This is a genomic window from Gordonia sp. p3-SID1431, from assembly GCF_025143765.1.
Lineage (GTDB): Bacteria > Actinomycetota > Actinomycetes > Mycobacteriales > Mycobacteriaceae > Gordonia > Gordonia hongkongensis.
The window spans coordinates 1-15,684 of sequence record NZ_JAMBDT010000112.1 but is presented as its reverse complement, the minus strand read 5'-3'; the positions used below and the strand labels follow the sequence as shown (position 1 = coordinate 15,684).

At 68.5% G+C, this 15,684-nt stretch carries 15 protein-coding genes and 1 pseudogene; 7 read left to right on the top strand and 9 right to left on the bottom strand.

Features of this window, described 5'->3' with window-relative positions; translation table 11 throughout:
* Positions 1-212 (top strand): annotated as a pseudogene (locus tag M4D77_RS20675) (alpha/beta hydrolase); the annotation flags it as partial.
* Here M4D77_RS20675 and M4D77_RS20670 read toward each other — a convergent pair.
* Positions 192-854: a hypothetical protein gene (locus M4D77_RS20670; RefSeq protein ID WP_259937247.1), complete on the bottom strand. Its 663-nt coding sequence runs from the start codon at positions 852-854 to the stop codon at positions 192-194. The pseudogene M4D77_RS20675 and the gene M4D77_RS20670 sit on opposite strands and share 21 nt — an antisense overlap.
* A gap of 207 nt (positions 855-1,061) precedes the next feature.
* Positions 1,062-1,754 (bottom strand): DUF6474 family protein, encoded by a 693-nt coding sequence (locus M4D77_RS20665; protein WP_068969999.1) that lies wholly within the window; start codon positions 1,752-1,754, stop codon positions 1,062-1,064.
* Positions 1,755-1,981: 227 nt separating this feature from the next.
* Here M4D77_RS20665 and M4D77_RS20660 point away from each other — a divergent pair, with 227 nt between their 5' ends.
* On the top strand, positions 1,982-3,634 hold the full coding sequence (locus M4D77_RS20660) for a TM0106 family RecB-like putative nuclease (RefSeq protein ID WP_058253705.1): 1,653 nt from the start codon (positions 1,982-1,984) through the stop codon (positions 3,632-3,634).
* Positions 3,635-3,678: 44 nt separating this feature from the next.
* On the opposite strand, the gene M4D77_RS20655 is transcribed toward M4D77_RS20660, so the two are convergent.
* Positions 3,679-4,635, bottom strand: a complete 957-nt coding sequence (locus M4D77_RS20655) for a hypothetical protein (protein WP_259937246.1) — start codon at positions 4,633-4,635, stop codon at positions 3,679-3,681.
* A 293-nt stretch (positions 4,636-4,928) separates the two neighbouring features.
* Here M4D77_RS20655 and M4D77_RS20650 point away from each other — a divergent pair, with 293 nt between their 5' ends.
* The 3 genes from M4D77_RS20650 (at position 4,929) to M4D77_RS20640 (ending at position 7,359) form a co-directional block, all read left to right on the top strand.
* Positions 4,929-5,504, top strand: a complete 576-nt coding sequence (locus tag M4D77_RS20650; protein WP_058253707.1) for a helix-turn-helix transcriptional regulator — start codon at positions 4,929-4,931, stop codon at positions 5,502-5,504.
* A gap of 124 nt (positions 5,505-5,628) precedes the next feature.
* The gene (locus M4D77_RS20645; protein WP_058253708.1) at positions 5,629-6,141 is read left to right on the top strand and encodes a hypothetical protein; all 513 of its coding nucleotides are present in this window, start codon (positions 5,629-5,631) and stop codon (positions 6,139-6,141) included.
* A 42-nt stretch (positions 6,142-6,183) separates the two neighbouring features.
* A complete protein-coding gene (locus M4D77_RS20640) occupies positions 6,184-7,359 on the top strand; it encodes an MAB_1171c family putative transporter (protein ID WP_137809850.1) in 1,176 nt (391 codons plus the stop codon).
* Between the two features lie 61 nt (positions 7,360-7,420).
* Here M4D77_RS20640 and M4D77_RS20635 read toward each other — a convergent pair whose 3' ends face one another.
* The 3 genes from M4D77_RS20635 to M4D77_RS20625 form a co-directional block, all read right to left on the bottom strand.
* Positions 7,421-8,182, bottom strand: a complete 762-nt coding sequence (locus M4D77_RS20635; RefSeq protein ID WP_165629234.1) for an SDR family NAD(P)-dependent oxidoreductase — start codon at positions 8,180-8,182, stop codon at positions 7,421-7,423.
* A 137-nt stretch (positions 8,183-8,319) separates the two neighbouring features.
* Complete coding sequence (locus M4D77_RS20630; RefSeq protein WP_259937244.1) at positions 8,320-9,015, bottom strand: TMEM165/GDT1 family protein; 696 nt, start codon at positions 9,013-9,015, stop codon at positions 8,320-8,322.
* Between the two features lie 148 nt (positions 9,016-9,163).
* Positions 9,164-9,685, bottom strand: coding sequence for a hypothetical protein (locus tag M4D77_RS20625; protein ID WP_058253731.1), 522 nt, complete (start codon positions 9,683-9,685; stop codon positions 9,164-9,166).
* Between the two features lie 214 nt (positions 9,686-9,899).
* Here M4D77_RS20625 and M4D77_RS20620 point away from each other — a divergent pair, with 214 nt between their 5' ends.
* The gene (locus M4D77_RS20620; protein WP_259937242.1) at positions 9,900-12,041 is read left to right on the top strand and encodes an ABC transporter ATP-binding protein; all 2,142 of its coding nucleotides are present in this window, start codon (positions 9,900-9,902) and stop codon (positions 12,039-12,041) included.
* The gene (locus M4D77_RS20615) at positions 12,038-12,790 is read left to right on the top strand and encodes an energy-coupling factor transporter transmembrane protein EcfT (RefSeq protein ID WP_065631284.1); all 753 of its coding nucleotides are present in this window, start codon (positions 12,038-12,040) and stop codon (positions 12,788-12,790) included. The genes M4D77_RS20620 and M4D77_RS20615 overlap by 4 nt, the downstream gene beginning before the upstream one ends.
* 254 nt (positions 12,791-13,044) lie before the next feature.
* On the opposite strand, the gene mimD is transcribed toward M4D77_RS20615, so the two are convergent.
* Genes mimD through M4D77_RS20600 form a run of 3 tightly spaced genes read right to left on the bottom strand, consistent with a single transcriptional unit; the run spans position 13,045 to position 15,591 of the window.
* The gene (gene mimD / locus M4D77_RS20610) at positions 13,045-13,383 is read right to left on the bottom strand and encodes a propane 2-monooxygenase effector subunit MimD (RefSeq protein ID WP_176455943.1); all 339 of its coding nucleotides are present in this window, start codon (positions 13,381-13,383) and stop codon (positions 13,045-13,047) included.
* Between the two features lie 2 nt (positions 13,384-13,385).
* A complete protein-coding gene (locus M4D77_RS20605) occupies positions 13,386-14,504 on the bottom strand; it encodes an aromatic/alkene monooxygenase hydroxylase subunit beta (protein WP_078113345.1) in 1,119 nt (372 codons plus the stop codon).
* Positions 14,505-14,550: 46 nt separating this feature from the next.
* Complete coding sequence (locus M4D77_RS20600; RefSeq protein ID WP_078113346.1) at positions 14,551-15,591, bottom strand: 2Fe-2S iron-sulfur cluster-binding protein; 1,041 nt, start codon at positions 15,589-15,591, stop codon at positions 14,551-14,553.
* Positions 15,592-15,684: the final 93 nt, after the last annotated feature.

Below are 15,684 nucleotides of genomic sequence, written 5' to 3'. Positions count from 1 at the left end.
CGATCGGCGAGGAGGCGGCCCGCCTGTGTTCGGGGTGGGTCGACGCGAAGTACGAGTTCATCGCGTTGCGCGGCGCCGACCATTGGCTGCCGGAAGCGCACGCCGACGACGTTGTCGCCGCGGTTCTCGACCGGGTCGGCGATCTCGCCCCGGCGAACGGGTCGACCACCGCCCGGTCGGCGGTGGGACCGTCAGCGCAGGACTCGGCGTAACACGACGAAGACGATCAGCGCGACCACAGCTGCGAGTCCGGCATACGCGGGCGTGAGATTGGTGGTCGGGGGTTCGGTGGGCGAACCCGATCGCAACTGCGCGAAAGTCGCACGGGCGGCGTCTGATTCGGCGACCACATCGACCGGCGGGTGTGTGGGCGCGGGCGTGGGATCGGCGGGCGCGGGGGCCGAGGACGCGGTCGGGGCCGGCTTCGGGGAGTGCGTCACCGGCGGCTCGGGGGGCGACGCCGGGGTCGTGGCCGACGACACCTGAGGCGCTTCGGGTTCCGGGGTCGGAGTCGGCGGATCCACTGGCTCCGGGGCGGGCGGCGCCGACTTCGGCGGCGCCTTCTTGGCTGCCGACTTCTTCGCCGGTGCGGCCCCGGCGGCCTTTTTCGCGGGGCTCTTCTTGGCCGGCGCCTTTTTCGCGGGGCTCTTCTTCGCCGCCTTCTTCGGCGGGAGCTTGTCGCCGCCGGATTCGGCGGCCGCCGTCTCCGGCGAGGCCTTCTTCGCTACCGACGCGGCGGGTGCGGCGTCGGGTACGGAGGCGGACTCTTCCGGTGCGGCAATCGGGAACAGCGCCTGCTCGTCTTGGTTCGACTCACCGGCGGACGGAGTGGCGTTCGGATCCGGCTCGGTCATACGGCGCTCCCTCGCAAGTGTCCGGCAGGCGCCCGGCAACTGCTGCGCCGCGCGACACGTTCGCACCCATCCTAATGGTGTGCCCCGGAACCGGGCACCGGCGACCGGATCCCGCAGCCTGTTCCACACGTGCCGCTGATCGCTCGCCGATCTCACCCGACGGGCCGCCGCCCACCGGCGCGGCGAGGACCCGGCTCGGACCGTGGGTCAGGAACGGACCCCGAGCCGCGCGAGGATGTCGGCGTCGACGGCTTCGAGTTCGTCGGCGATGGACTTGTGGGCGGTGCGGCGCTGACCGGCCGACATCGTCTCGGCGGTCTGCACCGCGATGTCCAGATTGTCGAGGCGCTTGGTCATCGCCGCGACGAAATCCGTGGAGTCGGAGCTGGTGTCCTGCGCGACGACCTTCTCCAGTGCCGTACGGGTGGTCGCGATCCGCGCGGACAGGGTCGCTCCGTGACCGCTGAACTGGCGCAACACCTCCGGTGAGACCCCCGCGCGGTTCGCCTGCAGTGTGGAGAGCTGTTCGCGTCCGGCGACCGCGGCCCGGTAGACGACGGGTGCGGCGATCGGTGCCACGAGCCGGGCGACGGTGAGGTAGCGCTTCACGCTGGCCGGGCTGAGAGCCTTCGCGTCGGCCGCGGCCTGCGCCTCGACGGCGAACTTCTTCGCCTCGGCCTTGCTCACCTTCGTCTGGGACTTGGCGAGCTGCTTGGCGGTCTTGCGCTCGGCCTTCATCTCCTTCTGGAAGTACTTGTGCTCGTTCTTGCGCCGGGCCTTTTGTTCCTTGCGCCGCGACTTGGCGTCGAACTTGGCCTCCAGCTTGGCTTTCGCCTTGAGAGCCTTGGCCTCTGCCTTGCGCTGAGCACGAGTCGTACCGTCGGAGGAGAACAATCCCATCGAATGCCCTTTCGCTGCTGCCGAGAAGACCGCAGTCGACCCCCGGCCTGCTCTCGTTCCGCTCCCGGCGCCGGTGTCGACCGGCTCGCTCGATCGCGTCCGGCGCCGCACTTCGTGGCCCCGCTCGCTTCGCTCCCGACGTCAGGCGCGCGTGATAACAAGTACAAGCATGACATGTGGTTGTATCCGACCACGTGTCCGTCCGTTCGAGCCCGGAAAGGGATGGCGTGGTCCCTGTCGTGTTGTCGCCGCGCGACCTCGCCGGTTGCGAGCACCGGGTCGCCCTCGATTTCGCGCACGACAGACGTCCCGCCGACGAACCCGATCCGCCTGGCGTGCAGCGCCGCAAGGAGGCCGCGGCCGACCATCGGGCGGCGATCCGCGAGCTGCTCCGGGGGGTACACAGCGATCAGCCGGGCGCGTTCGTGGTCGTCGACGCCGATGCGAGCACCGCTGAGCGCGTCGCGGCCACGCTGCGTGCCTGCGACGCCGGGGCGTCGTGGATCTGGAACGCGACCCTGCCGACCGACCGGGAGCACGGGCGCCGTGGCCATTCCGAACTGCTGGTGCGGGTCGGGGACGGTTACACACCCGTCATCGTCGTCAACCACCGGGTCAGCCAGCCGGCGAAATCGACGCCGGAACCGGACGGGCGCGCGCCCAGCCTGGTGACCAGTCCGTTCTGGATGTGGGCACCGAGCCCCGACCCGTATCGGACCGGCCGGCCGAACCGACGGGACAACCTCCGGCTGGCTCATCTCACCGCCATGCTCGTGGAGATCGGCAGGGCGTCGTCGACCGACACGACAGAGTTGCGCGGCGGCGTGATCGGCGTGGACGCGGACTGCATCGTCGTCCTGGACACCGGGGCGATGCTCGAGGACTACTCGGCGATCCTCGAGCATCGGCTCGCGGTCGCGGGTGGGCAGGTCCCCACCGAGCCCCGCCGGATCAGCGAATGCCGTTCGTGCCCGTGGTGGGTGCGCTGCGGACCGGAGCTCGAGGAGAAGCGCGACGTCAGTCTCGTGGCGAGCGGCAACCAGGGTTCGGTCCTGATTGATGCCGGGATCACGACGATCGACGAACTGGCCGCACAGCGCGGGGCCCCACCGGAGGGCTGGCCGGGAGGCGTCCGGTTCGGCGACGCGATCATCAACGCGATCGCCTGGCTCACCGGCACCGAGCTCGTCCGGCGCGTCGACTCGCCGCGGGTCCACCGCGCCGACATCGAGATCGACGTCGACATGGAGAGCTACGGCGAGCACGGGGCGTATCTGTGGGGGACACTGCGCACCGACACCACCGACTCGTCCGCGCCCGTCGAGTACCGCCCGTTCGTCACCTGGGACCCGCTGCCCACGCGCGATGAAGCGCGGTCGTTCGCCGAGTTCTGGGGATGGCTCATGGCCGAACGCGCCGCCGCCCGCGAGGCCGGGAAGACGTTCGCGGCCTACTGCTACTCCCAGCAGGCGGAGAACCGATGGCTGCTGGGGTCGGCCGACAGGTTTGCCGGCGAGCCGGGCATCCCGGCGCGCGCCGAGGTCCAGGCCTTCATCGCATCGTCGGAATGGGTGGACATCTACGAGGCGGTCGGCGAGAACTTCATCTGCCCGCGGGGCAAGGGCTTGAAACGAGTGGCGCCGGTCGCCGGGTTCTCGTGGCGCGACGACGACGCGAGCGGCGAGGCGTCGATGGAGTGGTACCGGGCGGCTGTCGCGCTCGGGGGCGGGCGCCCCGACGACGGGCAGCGCCGGCGACTTCTCGAATACAACGAAGACGATGTCCGTGCCACAAAAGTGTTGCGCGAGTGGATGACCGACGGCGCGGCCGCGCAGGTGCCGCACGAGCGGGATCTGCTCGACCGGTTCCGGGCGAGCTGACGACCTCAGCCGAACCGCGGGGTCGAACGTCTCGTCGCCGCGTGTCAGGGACGCATCGAGCGCAACGAGTCGAGGAACGACCCGCTGCCGAGCAGGGCGACGGCGCCGAGCAGCAACAGTGCTCCCGGCGCCACGCCGAGGACGAACTTCCGCACCGACGTCAACGTCGAGTCCTCCGGCACACCGGGCGATGCCTGCGGCGGATCGACCGGCGGACCCGCTGCACCCGCAACCGTCTGCGAGGTGTCGGTGCCGTCGGATTCGACACCGGTGTCGGGCTGTGGAGAACGACGATCGGTGTCCGGCCCGCTCGCGGGGCCGGAGTCCGGAGTCGGCCCGGTCGAACCACCTCCACCAGGCGGGGCGACCGTCGGTACGTCGGTGACGGCCGGACCGGTGTTCGCGGGGACCCCGGCCAGGTCGGACTCGCTCACATCGCCATCGGACGCCGAGGGAGCGTCCTCCTCCCGGCGGGTGCCGCGGGACGGGTCGTCACCGTCGCCATCGCGCCCGGACGTGGTTTCGCGCCCGGACGCCGACGGATCCGGATCGTCGGTACTGGTCGTGGTCGTGGTCGTGGTCGTGGTCGTGCTGGTGGTCTCGCTCGTCGTGTCCGACGTCCCTGGCATGGGCGACGATCCACAACCGCAGTCCGTGGGATGGGACGGTGCGGAGGACTCGTCCGTGGTTTCGGGATCGGTGGTCTCGGGGTCCGTGGTTTCGGGTTCGGTCGTCTCGGGGTCATCGGTCGCCGAGCCCGCGGGTGTGTCGGTGTCGGTGTCGTCGACTTCGTCCGTGTCATCGGGATCGCTGTCGGAGTCGGAGTCGGAGTCGGTGTCACCCGCCCAGTCGGCGCCTGGCGCATCGGGGCCGGGTGGGGCTGTCGACGCAACTCCGGGCGCGACGACGATGAAGAGGATCGCCGCGAGAGCGATCAGAAGGACAGCGAGACCACGCGGCTTGGCACGGGCGCCGCGGGGGGTCGGGAGACGGTGGCTCATCGTTCGTCAGGCGTACAGTCGAGGGGGTGAAACATCGTCGCTGACACCATGCGGCGGATCGACGCGCACCGCGGGCCGAACCCGAATGTTCATCTGACGGTTCCGCGTCGGCAACCCATGACCCCCATGAATGTGAAGAACGCCACACTATCGATCGTTACACCATCTTCACAGGTGATACGCGCAGAGCGCGGCGGTCCGGTACTTTCTGATCGTACCGATCGTTGCAACGGCCGTGTACAGCGGGCTTTAATGCTTGCAAATTCAAATTTTGCGTTTCGGAGAAGATTGTCATGACTTCAGGAGGGGCGGAGAAGCCTATGGGCGACACCGGACGCACCGACTCCGATCGTTCGAGGACGACGGACGCGGATGCTCTCGACCCCGGGCTGTTCGCCCGGCGGCTCGAGGAACTGTTCCGGACGGTTCCTGGTCCGAACGGTAGGGCGTACAGCGCGAAGGCGATCGCGGCGCGATCGACCGAGCGGGGGTTCCGACTCGGCGAGTCGTATCTGAGCCAACTGCGATCGGGGAAGGCCAAGTCTCCCTCGTTCCGCACGGTGGAGGGCATCGCGGCCGCTTTCGGGGTCGACGTGCACTACTTTCTCGAGGATCGGGCCGCGCAGCGTACCCGCGACGAGATCGATCTGATGCGGTTGCAGGCCGACACGAACGTCCAGCTGGCGGCCTTCCGCCTGGCCGGGTTGTCGAGTGATTCGGTCACGGTGGTGAACGAGCTGATCAAGGTGCTGCGCGAGCAGCAGGGTCTGCCCAAGGATCCGCCGGACGTGATCGCGGCCGGTCTGAGCGACACCAAGCCGTCGGCCGATTCGCGGCTTCGCGTCGTCGGAGACCACAGCGACGACTGACCGCCGGTGAGGCGTTCGCGGAGCCATTCGTTCCGGACCGAGGGGTGTCGGCCCGGACAGGCCAGCGAAGTCGATCGCCGCGGCTGTATTCCGGCGTGGTACGCGCTTGTGATTCGATGAGCTCATGCGTCGATCCGAGCGCGCATTGCGCGCGTTGTGCCGCGCCGAGCTGAAGGGGCTCGATCTCGATCTGCCCCTCGACGTGGCTCAACTCTGCGAACGGTACGGTGACCGTCGCGGTCGGCCCATCCGGTTGATCGAGCATGCATTGCCCGCGGGGGTTCCCAACGGCATCTGGCTGGCCGCGACCGACGCGGACTACTTCTTCCACCAGGCCCACACCTCACGCTTGCACCGCAACCAGATCGTCGTCCACGAGTTCGGCCATCTGATCGCCGGCCATCAGATCCTCGGTGAGGCCTCGGCGGCGGGGATCGCCGCCCTGACGCAGGACGAGTCGGCAGCCGCGCTCCGGCGCACGTGCTACTCCGACGACGCCGAGTGGGAAGCCGAGATGCTCGCCTCGTTGATTCTCGGCTGGGCCGAGGACGCCGGCACCGGCGTCGGGAGCACCGCGTCGCACGGCGAACTGCGTGGACTCCAGAAACTGTTGGGGGGTCATCGCGGATGGCTGTGACACGCCGGTCGGTTGCGGCACCGGGAAGAATGTGAGTCCCTGTTGGGCGTGATCACTGTCGCGGGCGGGGGCCCGACGGTCAATCTGCTGGCCTCCGGGGTGGACGTCGGGATCGGCGCGGTCAACGCCGTCGCCGCGGTCGTCTTCGCCCTCGCGTTCTGTTGGCGCCTCGATCAGATCCGCCGTGCGGGATGGGGGTTGCAGCCGCTGGCGATGATGATCGCCGTGGCGGCGCTGACCCTCGCATTCGTCGTCGTCGACGACTCGGTCGCCGACGTGCTCAACGAGGTCGGTTTCACCGGCCTGTCGAGGGTGGCGTTCTACGCGCTCCTCGCGATCGGGGTCGCGGCGCTCGTGGTGGTGTTCTTCTTCCCCGGCAAGGTCACGCGCGAACGCCGGGCCGGATGGGAGGCGTTGCCCCTCGTCGTGGCACTCGTCGGGCTGCAGGTGACCATGCTGGTCATCCCGGTCGAGATCCGGACCGCGACCATCGACGAATGGACCGTCCAGAACTGGGGTTTCGCGCTGTTCATGCTGATCGCCAGCGGCTACCTCGCCTACGGCTTCGTCGCCTGCGTCAACAGCGTCCGCAAGTTCTATGCGACGGCGGACGGCTATCTCCGTGTGTCCCTTGGCCTTCTGATGACGGGTCTGACGTGTCTCGCGGTCGGCGCGGTCTGTCAGATCGTGTTCGTGATCGTGTCCGCGACGAACGTCGTTCGGTCGCCGTGGCTCCTGACGACGAATCGGGCCGTCGCCATCGTCGGCGTCGTCACGTTCCTGATGGGGATCAGCTATCCGATGGTCTACGCGCGGGTTCAGTCGGTCGCGGCCAACCGGCGTCGTCGACGCCTCGACGCCGAACTCGTGCCCCTGTGGCGACTGGTGACCGACGCGGTCCCCGAAGTGGTGCTACCGGATGCCGGCCGGCTGACACCGACCACCCGATTGCATCGGCGCGTCGTCGAGACCCGAGACGCGTTGACGCAGTTGAGTCCTCGGGTCCCGGCGGTGTTCGGGTATGCCGAACCCGAGGTGCAGGCGAGGCTGTTGCGGGCCGCCGTGGCCGGACACGATCCGCGTGAGGGTGACGGCGGTGCCGTCCGAGACCTGGCGCCGGCCGATGGCGAGGGTCTCGAAGCTGATGCCGTGCCGTTGATCAGACTGGCCCGGGCGCTCGACGCCGTGCAGTTGGTCGAGGAGCCGGCCGACCGGTGACGCGCCGGCCGGCCCTCGAACAGGCGAAGTCGCCTCAGGTGAACAAGGCGGGTCGGTCGGACTAGCGCGGCGCCATCCGGATCGCGCCGTCCATGCGGATGGTCTCTCCGTTGAGGTAGTTGTGCGCGACGATGAATTCCGCCAATTGCGCGTACTCGTCGGGCTCGCCGAGACGTTGCGGAAACGGGATGCCCTCGGCGAGGGTCTTCTGGAACTCGGGGGTGACACCAGCCAGCATCGGCGTGCTGATGGTGCCGGGGGCGATGGTGCACACGCGCACGCCGACGCGTGCGAGGTCGCGAGCCGCCGAGATGGTCATCGCGTGCACACCACCCTTCGACGCCGCGTAGGCGATCTGACCGATCTGGCCTTCGAACGCGGCCACCGATGCGGTGTTGATGATGACGCCGCGCTGACCGTCGCCGTCGATGGTGGACTCTTCCTGCATGCGGTTGGCGGCCAGTCGCATGACGTTGAAGGTGCCGACCAGGTTGATGTCGATGACCTTGCGGAAGAGGTCGAGCTCGTGCGGGCCCTTCTTGCCGAGTATCCGTGCGGCCCAGCCGACGCCGGCGCAGTTGACCGCGACACGCAGCGGTGCCCCGGACTCGGCGATGGTGTCGATGACGGCCTGGACCTGGGTCTCGTCGGTGACGTCGGCCGCGACCAGCGTGACTCCGTCGGTGGGCGCGGCCTTGTCGATCGAGGCCTGCAGGTCGAGGCCGAAGACCTGGGCGCCGGCTGCGGCGAAACGCCGTGCGGTGGCCGCACCGAGGCCGGAGGCCCCGCCGGTGACCAGTACGGAAGCGCCTGAAACGTCCATGTGTGAGGTGATCCTTTCGCGGTACCCGACCCGTTCTCCTGCCGGCCGCGCCGCCGTCGTCGGCGACGCCGCTCCGGCTCGTGCTGCAGTTTCACGATAGTCAGACGGCTCGCACCAACCGCGAAAGACCCCCTGAATTACCGAACGAGCGCTCGGACGCCCTCGTCGGAACGGAGGCGGTTCTCCCGGCGGATCAGCACGATGCCGATCCCGGTGATGATCACGACTGCACTGAGCGTGCCGGCGATCACGGGCACCGACGCACCGATCAGACCGTCGGTGATGAGCCAGGCCGCGAACGCGAAGAAGAGAACTGCCGCGCCGATCGCGATGACGCGCTCGGGGAGGTGGCGGCCGAGGAGCACACCCACGCCGATGGCGAGAGCGTCGGCGGCGACCATGCCGAGCGTGGACCCGATCCAGACCCCGAGCCAGTCGTTGTCGGTGGCCAGCGTGATGGTCGCGAGCATGGTCTTGTCGCCCAGTTCGGCGAGGAAGAACGCCGACATGACGGCGAAGAACACCGAGGCGCCGACGCGGGTCGCCCGGTTGGACTCCTCGTCGTCGAGCCGGTCTCCGCGCAGCGTCCAGAGGCCGAAGACAAGCATCGCCAGGCCGGCGAGGATCGTCAGGAGCGTGGTGGGTATCGACAGACCGAGGAAGTGGCCGAAGAACACCGAGACCGCGTGCACTGCGGTTGTGGCCACAGTGATCGCGAGGAGGATGACCCACCAGCGATAGCGCAGGGCGTAGGTCATCGCCATCAGCTGTGACTTGTCACCGAGTTCGGCCACGAAGATCACGCCGAAGCTGAGGAGCAGGGCGGCAATCACGGACGCCAGGTTAGTCAGCGCTAACTCGCGGACGCAACTCGTCGAAGACCCGTATTTCCGCAGGTAGGGACATCAAAATCAGATGTTCGGGGACCCGTATCCACGCGGTCGGTGACCCGTCGTACGGCCTTCGGGCGGCCGCCCCGCCCTACGCTGCGAGAAGCATGGCCAGCACCGCGGTGTCGGGGTCGGCGTTGGGGTCGATACCCACCTGATTGCGGAGGTTGACCACCGTGCCGTCGGCCTCCGCCTCGGCCCATCCCGCCCGGTGTTCGAGCCCGAGTTCGGGGAGTCCGGGCAGCAGCACGCACCCGGAGGCGACCTGAGAACACTCGGGAAGGGACGGGCGCGTCTGCGACGGGGGATGCAGCATGACCAGCGCCGGCGGATTGTTCAGGAAGCGGCCCGCCTCGACGAAGCTGTCGTCGACGACATTGCCGATCGCGACCATCATCCCGACGGTGTCCGCCTCACCCTGCTCCGGACGCTGCTCGACCACGCCGAAGATCGTCGTCGTGGGCAGGAAACCCGGCCGGCAGGCGATCCGGACCGAGGCCACCAGCGTCTGCGTCCACTCGAGCGTCGACTCCGGCCAGCGGCCCGAGATGAGAATGCCGTTCAGCGTGCCCTCGTGCTGGAACGGTGTGAGGCCGATCGGAATCGATTGCATCATGTCCTCCTCCGACCCGGGCACGACCTCGGGGTGATCCACGGACTGGGGACCGACGGCCGACCCTGGTGAGAAGACCTTCCACCGGTGACGAGGCGTCGACAACTCGAATCACCGTGTTGTGATGGATCTTTAACATGCGAACGAACGACAGCGGTGGTCGCGGAGCACTGTCCCCGCCGGTGGGGGCGACGACACCAGGCACACTGGACCGGTGAAGAACTCGCCCCCGCTGCGACCCATGGAGTTCGCGTCCGTCGCGATCTTCGGCGGACTGACCGTCGCGGCGGTGGTCATCGCGTCGGTCATCCCACTGGCCCAGGCCGCCGGACTGCTCGCCCCGGTGCCGCTCGCACTCATCGCGGCGCGTACGCGGCCGCGGGCCCTGGTCACCGCCACGGTCGCCACCACCGCGGTCGCGTTCGCGATGGCGGGCACCGGCGCGATGGCAACCGTCCTCGGATCCGCGCTGGTCGGCGGCCTGGTCGGCGACATCAAGCGCCGGGGCCGGGGGATCGGTGTGCTCGGGGTCGCCACGCTGGTCGCCTCGCCGGTGCTCGGTGGGATCTCCGTGCTGATCCTCCTGATCCTGGTGCCGCTGCGTGAGCTGACGATCGAGGCGATGACCAACTCCATCCACGGCGTCGCGAAGTGGCTGCACGGATGGGGCCCGACCGGCGGCGTCGCCGATGGGCTCGACGCCATGAGCCGGAGCATCGCTGACGACTGGTGGGTGTGGGTCTGGGTGTCGGGAACCCTCGGCACCGCGATCTCGCTGCTCGTCGCGTGGTGGATCCTCGGTTCCGTGATCAGCAGGCTGCGGGACGTGCCGAGCGAGGACACGCTCGATGCCGTCCCGTCGGGGTTCGCCCCGGCCGCGGTGGTCACCGCGGCCCACGATCCGGGCATCGCGCCGCTTCCGGTGGTCTTCGAACATGTCGGATTCGCCTACGCACCGGAGGCGCGCCCGGTGCTGCACGACATCGACCTGCGGATCGATCCCGGTGAGTTCGTCGCCGTCGTCGGCGCCAACGGTTCCGGGAAGTCGACGCTGGCGAAGATCCTGGCCGGGCGTGACCCGTCCACCGGTGTGGTCCACCGGCCGGGCCTGCCCGGTCTGGGCGCGCACGGCGGGACCGCGCTCGTCCTGCAGCGTCCAGAGATACAGATGCTGGGTTCCCGCGTTGCCGACGACGTCGTCTGGGGTCTGCCGCCCGGCGTCGACGTCGATGTCGAAGCACTGCTCGACGAGGTCGGTCTCGCCGGACTCGGTGACCGGGAGACCACGGACCTGTCCGGCGGTCAGCAACAGCGGCTGGCAATCGCCGCGGCGCTCGCCCGGGATCCGCAGCTCCTCATCGCCGACGAGGTGACGTCGATGGTCGACCCGGAAGGCCGGGGACAATTGCTGGCGCTGCTGGCGGGCCTCCCGGCACGCCGGGGGATCGCCGTCGTCCTGGTGACGCACCGCGGCAGCGAGGCGGCGGCGGCCGATCGGGTGATCCACCTGGCCGGGGGACGCCTCGTGCCGCACGCGCCCGACTGGATGCCGGGTCCCGACGCCGACCTGGGCGCGCCGAACCCGCGCCCGTCGCCCCCGCCCGCACCGACCTCGCGGATCGGCGGGCCGCTCCTCGTGCTCGACCAGGTGGGTTACGCGCACCTGCCGGGCTCACCGTGGGAGGTCGTTGCCCTGCAGGACATCTCGCTGACGGTCTACCGCGGCGAGGGACTCCTCGTCGTCGGCGGCAACGGATCGGGCAAGACGACACTCGCGTGGATCATGGCCGGCCTGCTCCCGCCCGGGACCGGTACCTGCCGTCTGCTGGACATCCACGAGAAGATCACTCCCGGAGCGGGTTTCGACACCGGAACGCCGATGACGGAGCGGGTCGGCGCGGTCGGACTCGGATTCCAGCACGCGCGTCTGCAACTGCAGAAGGTCACCGTCGCCGACGAGATCATGGCGGCCGGTGGTGAGAAGGTGGGCACCGCCGAGGTCGCCCGGGTCCTCGAACTCGTCGGGTTGCCGCGCCGGATGGCGGTCACCAAGGTCGACGCGCTGTCGGGCGGACAGATGCGGCGCGTCGTGCTGGCCGGTCTCATCGCGCGCCATCCCGACCTGCTGGTCCTGGACGAGCCGCTGGCCGGTCTCGATCCGCCGGCACGCGAGGAGATCGTCGCACTGCTGGCCCGGCTCCGCGCCGACGGGATGACCATCGTGATCATCTCGCACGACTTCGAGTCGTTGGAGTCGGTGTGCACCCGGCGGGTCCGACTGGTCGACGGACGTCTTCTGCCCGATTCGCAGCAGATGATCGACCAGGCTCCCGGCTGGGACGGAGGAACCCGATGACGATGCGTACCGTCCCGCTGCGGCAGGTGCCCGGCGACTCGTTCGTGCACCGGCTGTGGGCGGGGACCAAACTCGTGATCGTGCTGATCCTCGGGATCATGACCTGGGTGCTGCCGTCGTGGCCGGCGCTGGGCATGGTCGCCGCGGTGGTGGTGATCACCGCCCTCGTCGCGGGAATCCCGTTGGGCGCCATACCTCGTCCGCCGTGGTGGTTCTGGGGTCTGATCGGCATCGGCGTCGCGTTCAACGTGTCGTTCGCCGGCATTCCCGGCGCCCTGGTCTTCCTACGCGCGATCACCTTGGCACTCGTCCTCGTCGCCAGTTCGATCCTCGTCATCTGGACCACTCCCATGGCCGACGTGGCGCCGGCGCTGGCGCGGCTGATGCGCCCGCTGCGGTGGCTCCGGCTGCCCGTCGACGAGTGGGCGGTCGCGATCGCGTTGTGTCTCAGGGGTCTTCCGCTGCTCATCGAGGAGTTGCGGATGCTGCGTGCGGCGCATCGCCTCCGGCCGACGGCCAAGGGCCGCAGCGACCATCCGTCGGCGGAGATGGGGATCATGGATCTGATCACCGCGGCGATGTCGTCGGCGCTCCGACGCAGCGCCGAGATGTCCGAGGCGATCACCGCCCGCGGCGGCACCGGCCGCCTGACCGCCCATCAAGCCGGCCCCGGGCGCGCAGATGTGGTGGCGCTCATCGTGATCGGCCTGGCCTGCGCGGTCGCCATCACTGTCACGCTCGTTCTCTGAGGGCGACACTCGTAAGCTCGCTCCTCAGTATCTGCGGCCCGACGGCCGTCGTGGACCGCGACGGAACTCGTTGTCTCGGAGCGGGCCCACCCACTGCTCCCTGAGGAGGCCGGAGCTTGCGGAGGCCGTCACGAAGGGTCCTGGTGAGATGCGTCGCCAAACCCTTCGTGGGGGGGGGGGGGGGGGGGGGGGGGGGCGGGGGGGCGGGGGGGGGGGCCCCCCCGACGCATGCCTGGTGGGCTCGGGTTCGAGCGTCAGCCCTGGGCGGTGAGGTCGAACCCGATGTACTCGGCAGCGTCCTCCGGACTGGCGAACAGGAAGGTCCGGTCGTCGAGGTGCACCATCCGTCCGTAGTGGGTGGAGCTGATCTCCTCGAAGATCGATCCGTCGAAGTCCTGGCCGAGTGCGTCGGTCAGCTCGTCGTAGTCGAACTCGAGCCGGTTGACCCCGTCCACGCGGATCATGGACGGGTATTCGGTCAGTTCGACCCCGTCTTTCGCTCCCATGACGTCGGCGACGACCCGGCCGATCGGGGTGTTCATCAGGGTCACGCCGCACATGTTGGAGAACTCGGTCTCCGCGCCGAATTGCATGGTCACTTGCTCAACTCCTCGGGGATGGCGACATCGATGGATGTCAGCAGGTCGGTGAACTTGGCGGTTGCCGCGTCCAGGCTGGTGGCGAACGTGATCGACTTGTCCGCCGGCTGCGACCAGATCGGTTGCAAGGCACGGGCTGCGTCGAGACACCGGGGGACCCACACGGCGAGCCACTGGCCGAACAGCTCCTTGTTCTCGTCGCCGAACTGCTCGTCGCGCGTGAGGATTCGGAAGAGGCTGCGTGTGTAGGCCAGGTCGCGGTCGTAGTCGTGCTCACCGGTGCCGACGATGGTCGGGGTGATGTAGTCGCCGTTGCGCGCGGCGACCTGCATGACCAGCTCCGAGCGGAAGAGCGATCCGACGAGCTGCTCGAAGACGATGTTGGTGGCGAACAGCAGCTCGCACCAGTCACCGACTGCGGTCAGCCGTTCGACCACCTCGCGGGTCGGCTGCCACTCCGGTGCTGCCTGCCACACCTCTTTGTGTGCCTCGCCGTCGAACTCCTCCTCGGCCTCGGACAGGTCGAGGTTGAACAGCGCGAGATCCTGGGCGAAGCGCATCTTGTGTGCGGCGTTCACGGCCACGGCGGTGTTGATCATGTTGGTCGGGCCCGACCGCTGGATGGAGGTGAACACGTGGAGTGCCAGCCCGTTCTCGGCGTGCATCCAGGCTCCGAGATTTCGCTCGATGAACTTGAGCCACGGCGAATTCCACGAATCGTACGCGCGTGCCCGCTTGGCGTTCTGCAGGCACAGGTCGACCTGGTGGACGACCGCTGAGTTGTTCCGGTAGATCGTCTGGTCCCACTCCTCGTTCGGGTCGAGGAAGGCGTGCCAGTTGCTCGACTTCGCCGTCGTCCACTCCTGCGGGTAGCCGCCGGGACCGTTGCCGAAGCCGTAGATCCAGCCCTGACTCAGGTGCCGTTCGGGATCGGGCTGTACGTCGACGGTGACGTCCTCGTACATCGTCGCGCGCTTCTTGGCCGGCTGATAGTAGCTGTACTTGCGGCTCTTGGAACTCGGGAAATCCTTGGCGCCGGCTTCGGCGTCGGTGAACTCGATGGACGGGAAACTGCGTTCTCGCTGGTTGGATCTGGGGGCGGTGGGTGCGGACATACTGCGCGCTCCTCCTCGTTCGGCGGCTGTTGGGGTGTCGAGCTGGCTAGTCGAATGCCGGGCTGGTGAAACTGTCGTAGAAGATCTGGTCACGGGGCACCGAATGTTGTTCGGCGAGAGCCAACGCCGCGTCGACCATGGGCGGGGGTCCGCAGAAGTACACCTCCGTTCGGGACAGATCGGATTCGCATCCGTTGACGATGTCGGTGACGTTGCCCTCGGCCACGGAGACGCCTGCGGGTGCGTCGGCGGCGGACTCGGACAAGCATGCGGTGAAGCTGAAGTCGGCGATCTTCTCGCCGAGAGAGGCGATCTCGTCGAGGCAGAAGAGATCGGCCGCGGTGCGGGCACCGTAGTAGAAGCGCACCGGGCGGACGATCTCCGACTCGCTGATGTGCCGGAGGAGGGACAGCAGCGGTGCCATTCCGGCGCCGCCGCCGATGCAGACGATCGGGAGTACGTGCCCGTTGCGGAGGGTGCATGACCCGTACGGGCCGTTGACCATGATCTCGGTGCCCGGTTCGAGTCCGTTCTCGAGCATGCCGGCGAACACTCCGCCCGGGTACTTCTTGATCAGGAACTCGAGTTTGTCGGGGGTCGACTGGGTGGTGGCGATCGAGAAGGACCGCTTCTCCTCGGTACCGGGGATCGAGAGGTCCACGTACTGACCGGGTTTGAACTCGAAGGTGGCCGGCTCGACCACGTCGAGTCGCAGGGACACGATGTCCTTGGTCATCGGCTCGACCGCGGTGACCCGCGTGCGTACGTCCTGGATCGGTGCGCCGCCGAGCAATTCGTCCTCGTCGAAGTTCAGCAGTTCGATGTCGCAGTCGCTGTAGGCGTACGTGCGGCAGAGCAGGACATACCCTTCGGCCTCCTCGGCGTCGTTGCAGGCGAAGGTCGAGTAGTCGTCCATCTGGACGTCACCGTCGAGCATGTAGGACTTGCACGCCGAGCACCGGCCCTCCCGGCACCCGTGCATGAGGTGGATGCCCTGCCGGAATGCGGCGTCGAGGATGGTCTCGTCCTCGCCGACCTCCATCTCGATGTCGACGGGGGCGAAGTTGATGCGATGTGTGTCGGCCACTGTTTCTCCAGTTCGGACTTCGGGTGCGGGGACCCTTCGTGACGCTCCGCTGCGCTCCGCTCCTCAGGGAGCAGGGGTGACGCTTGGCTCCTC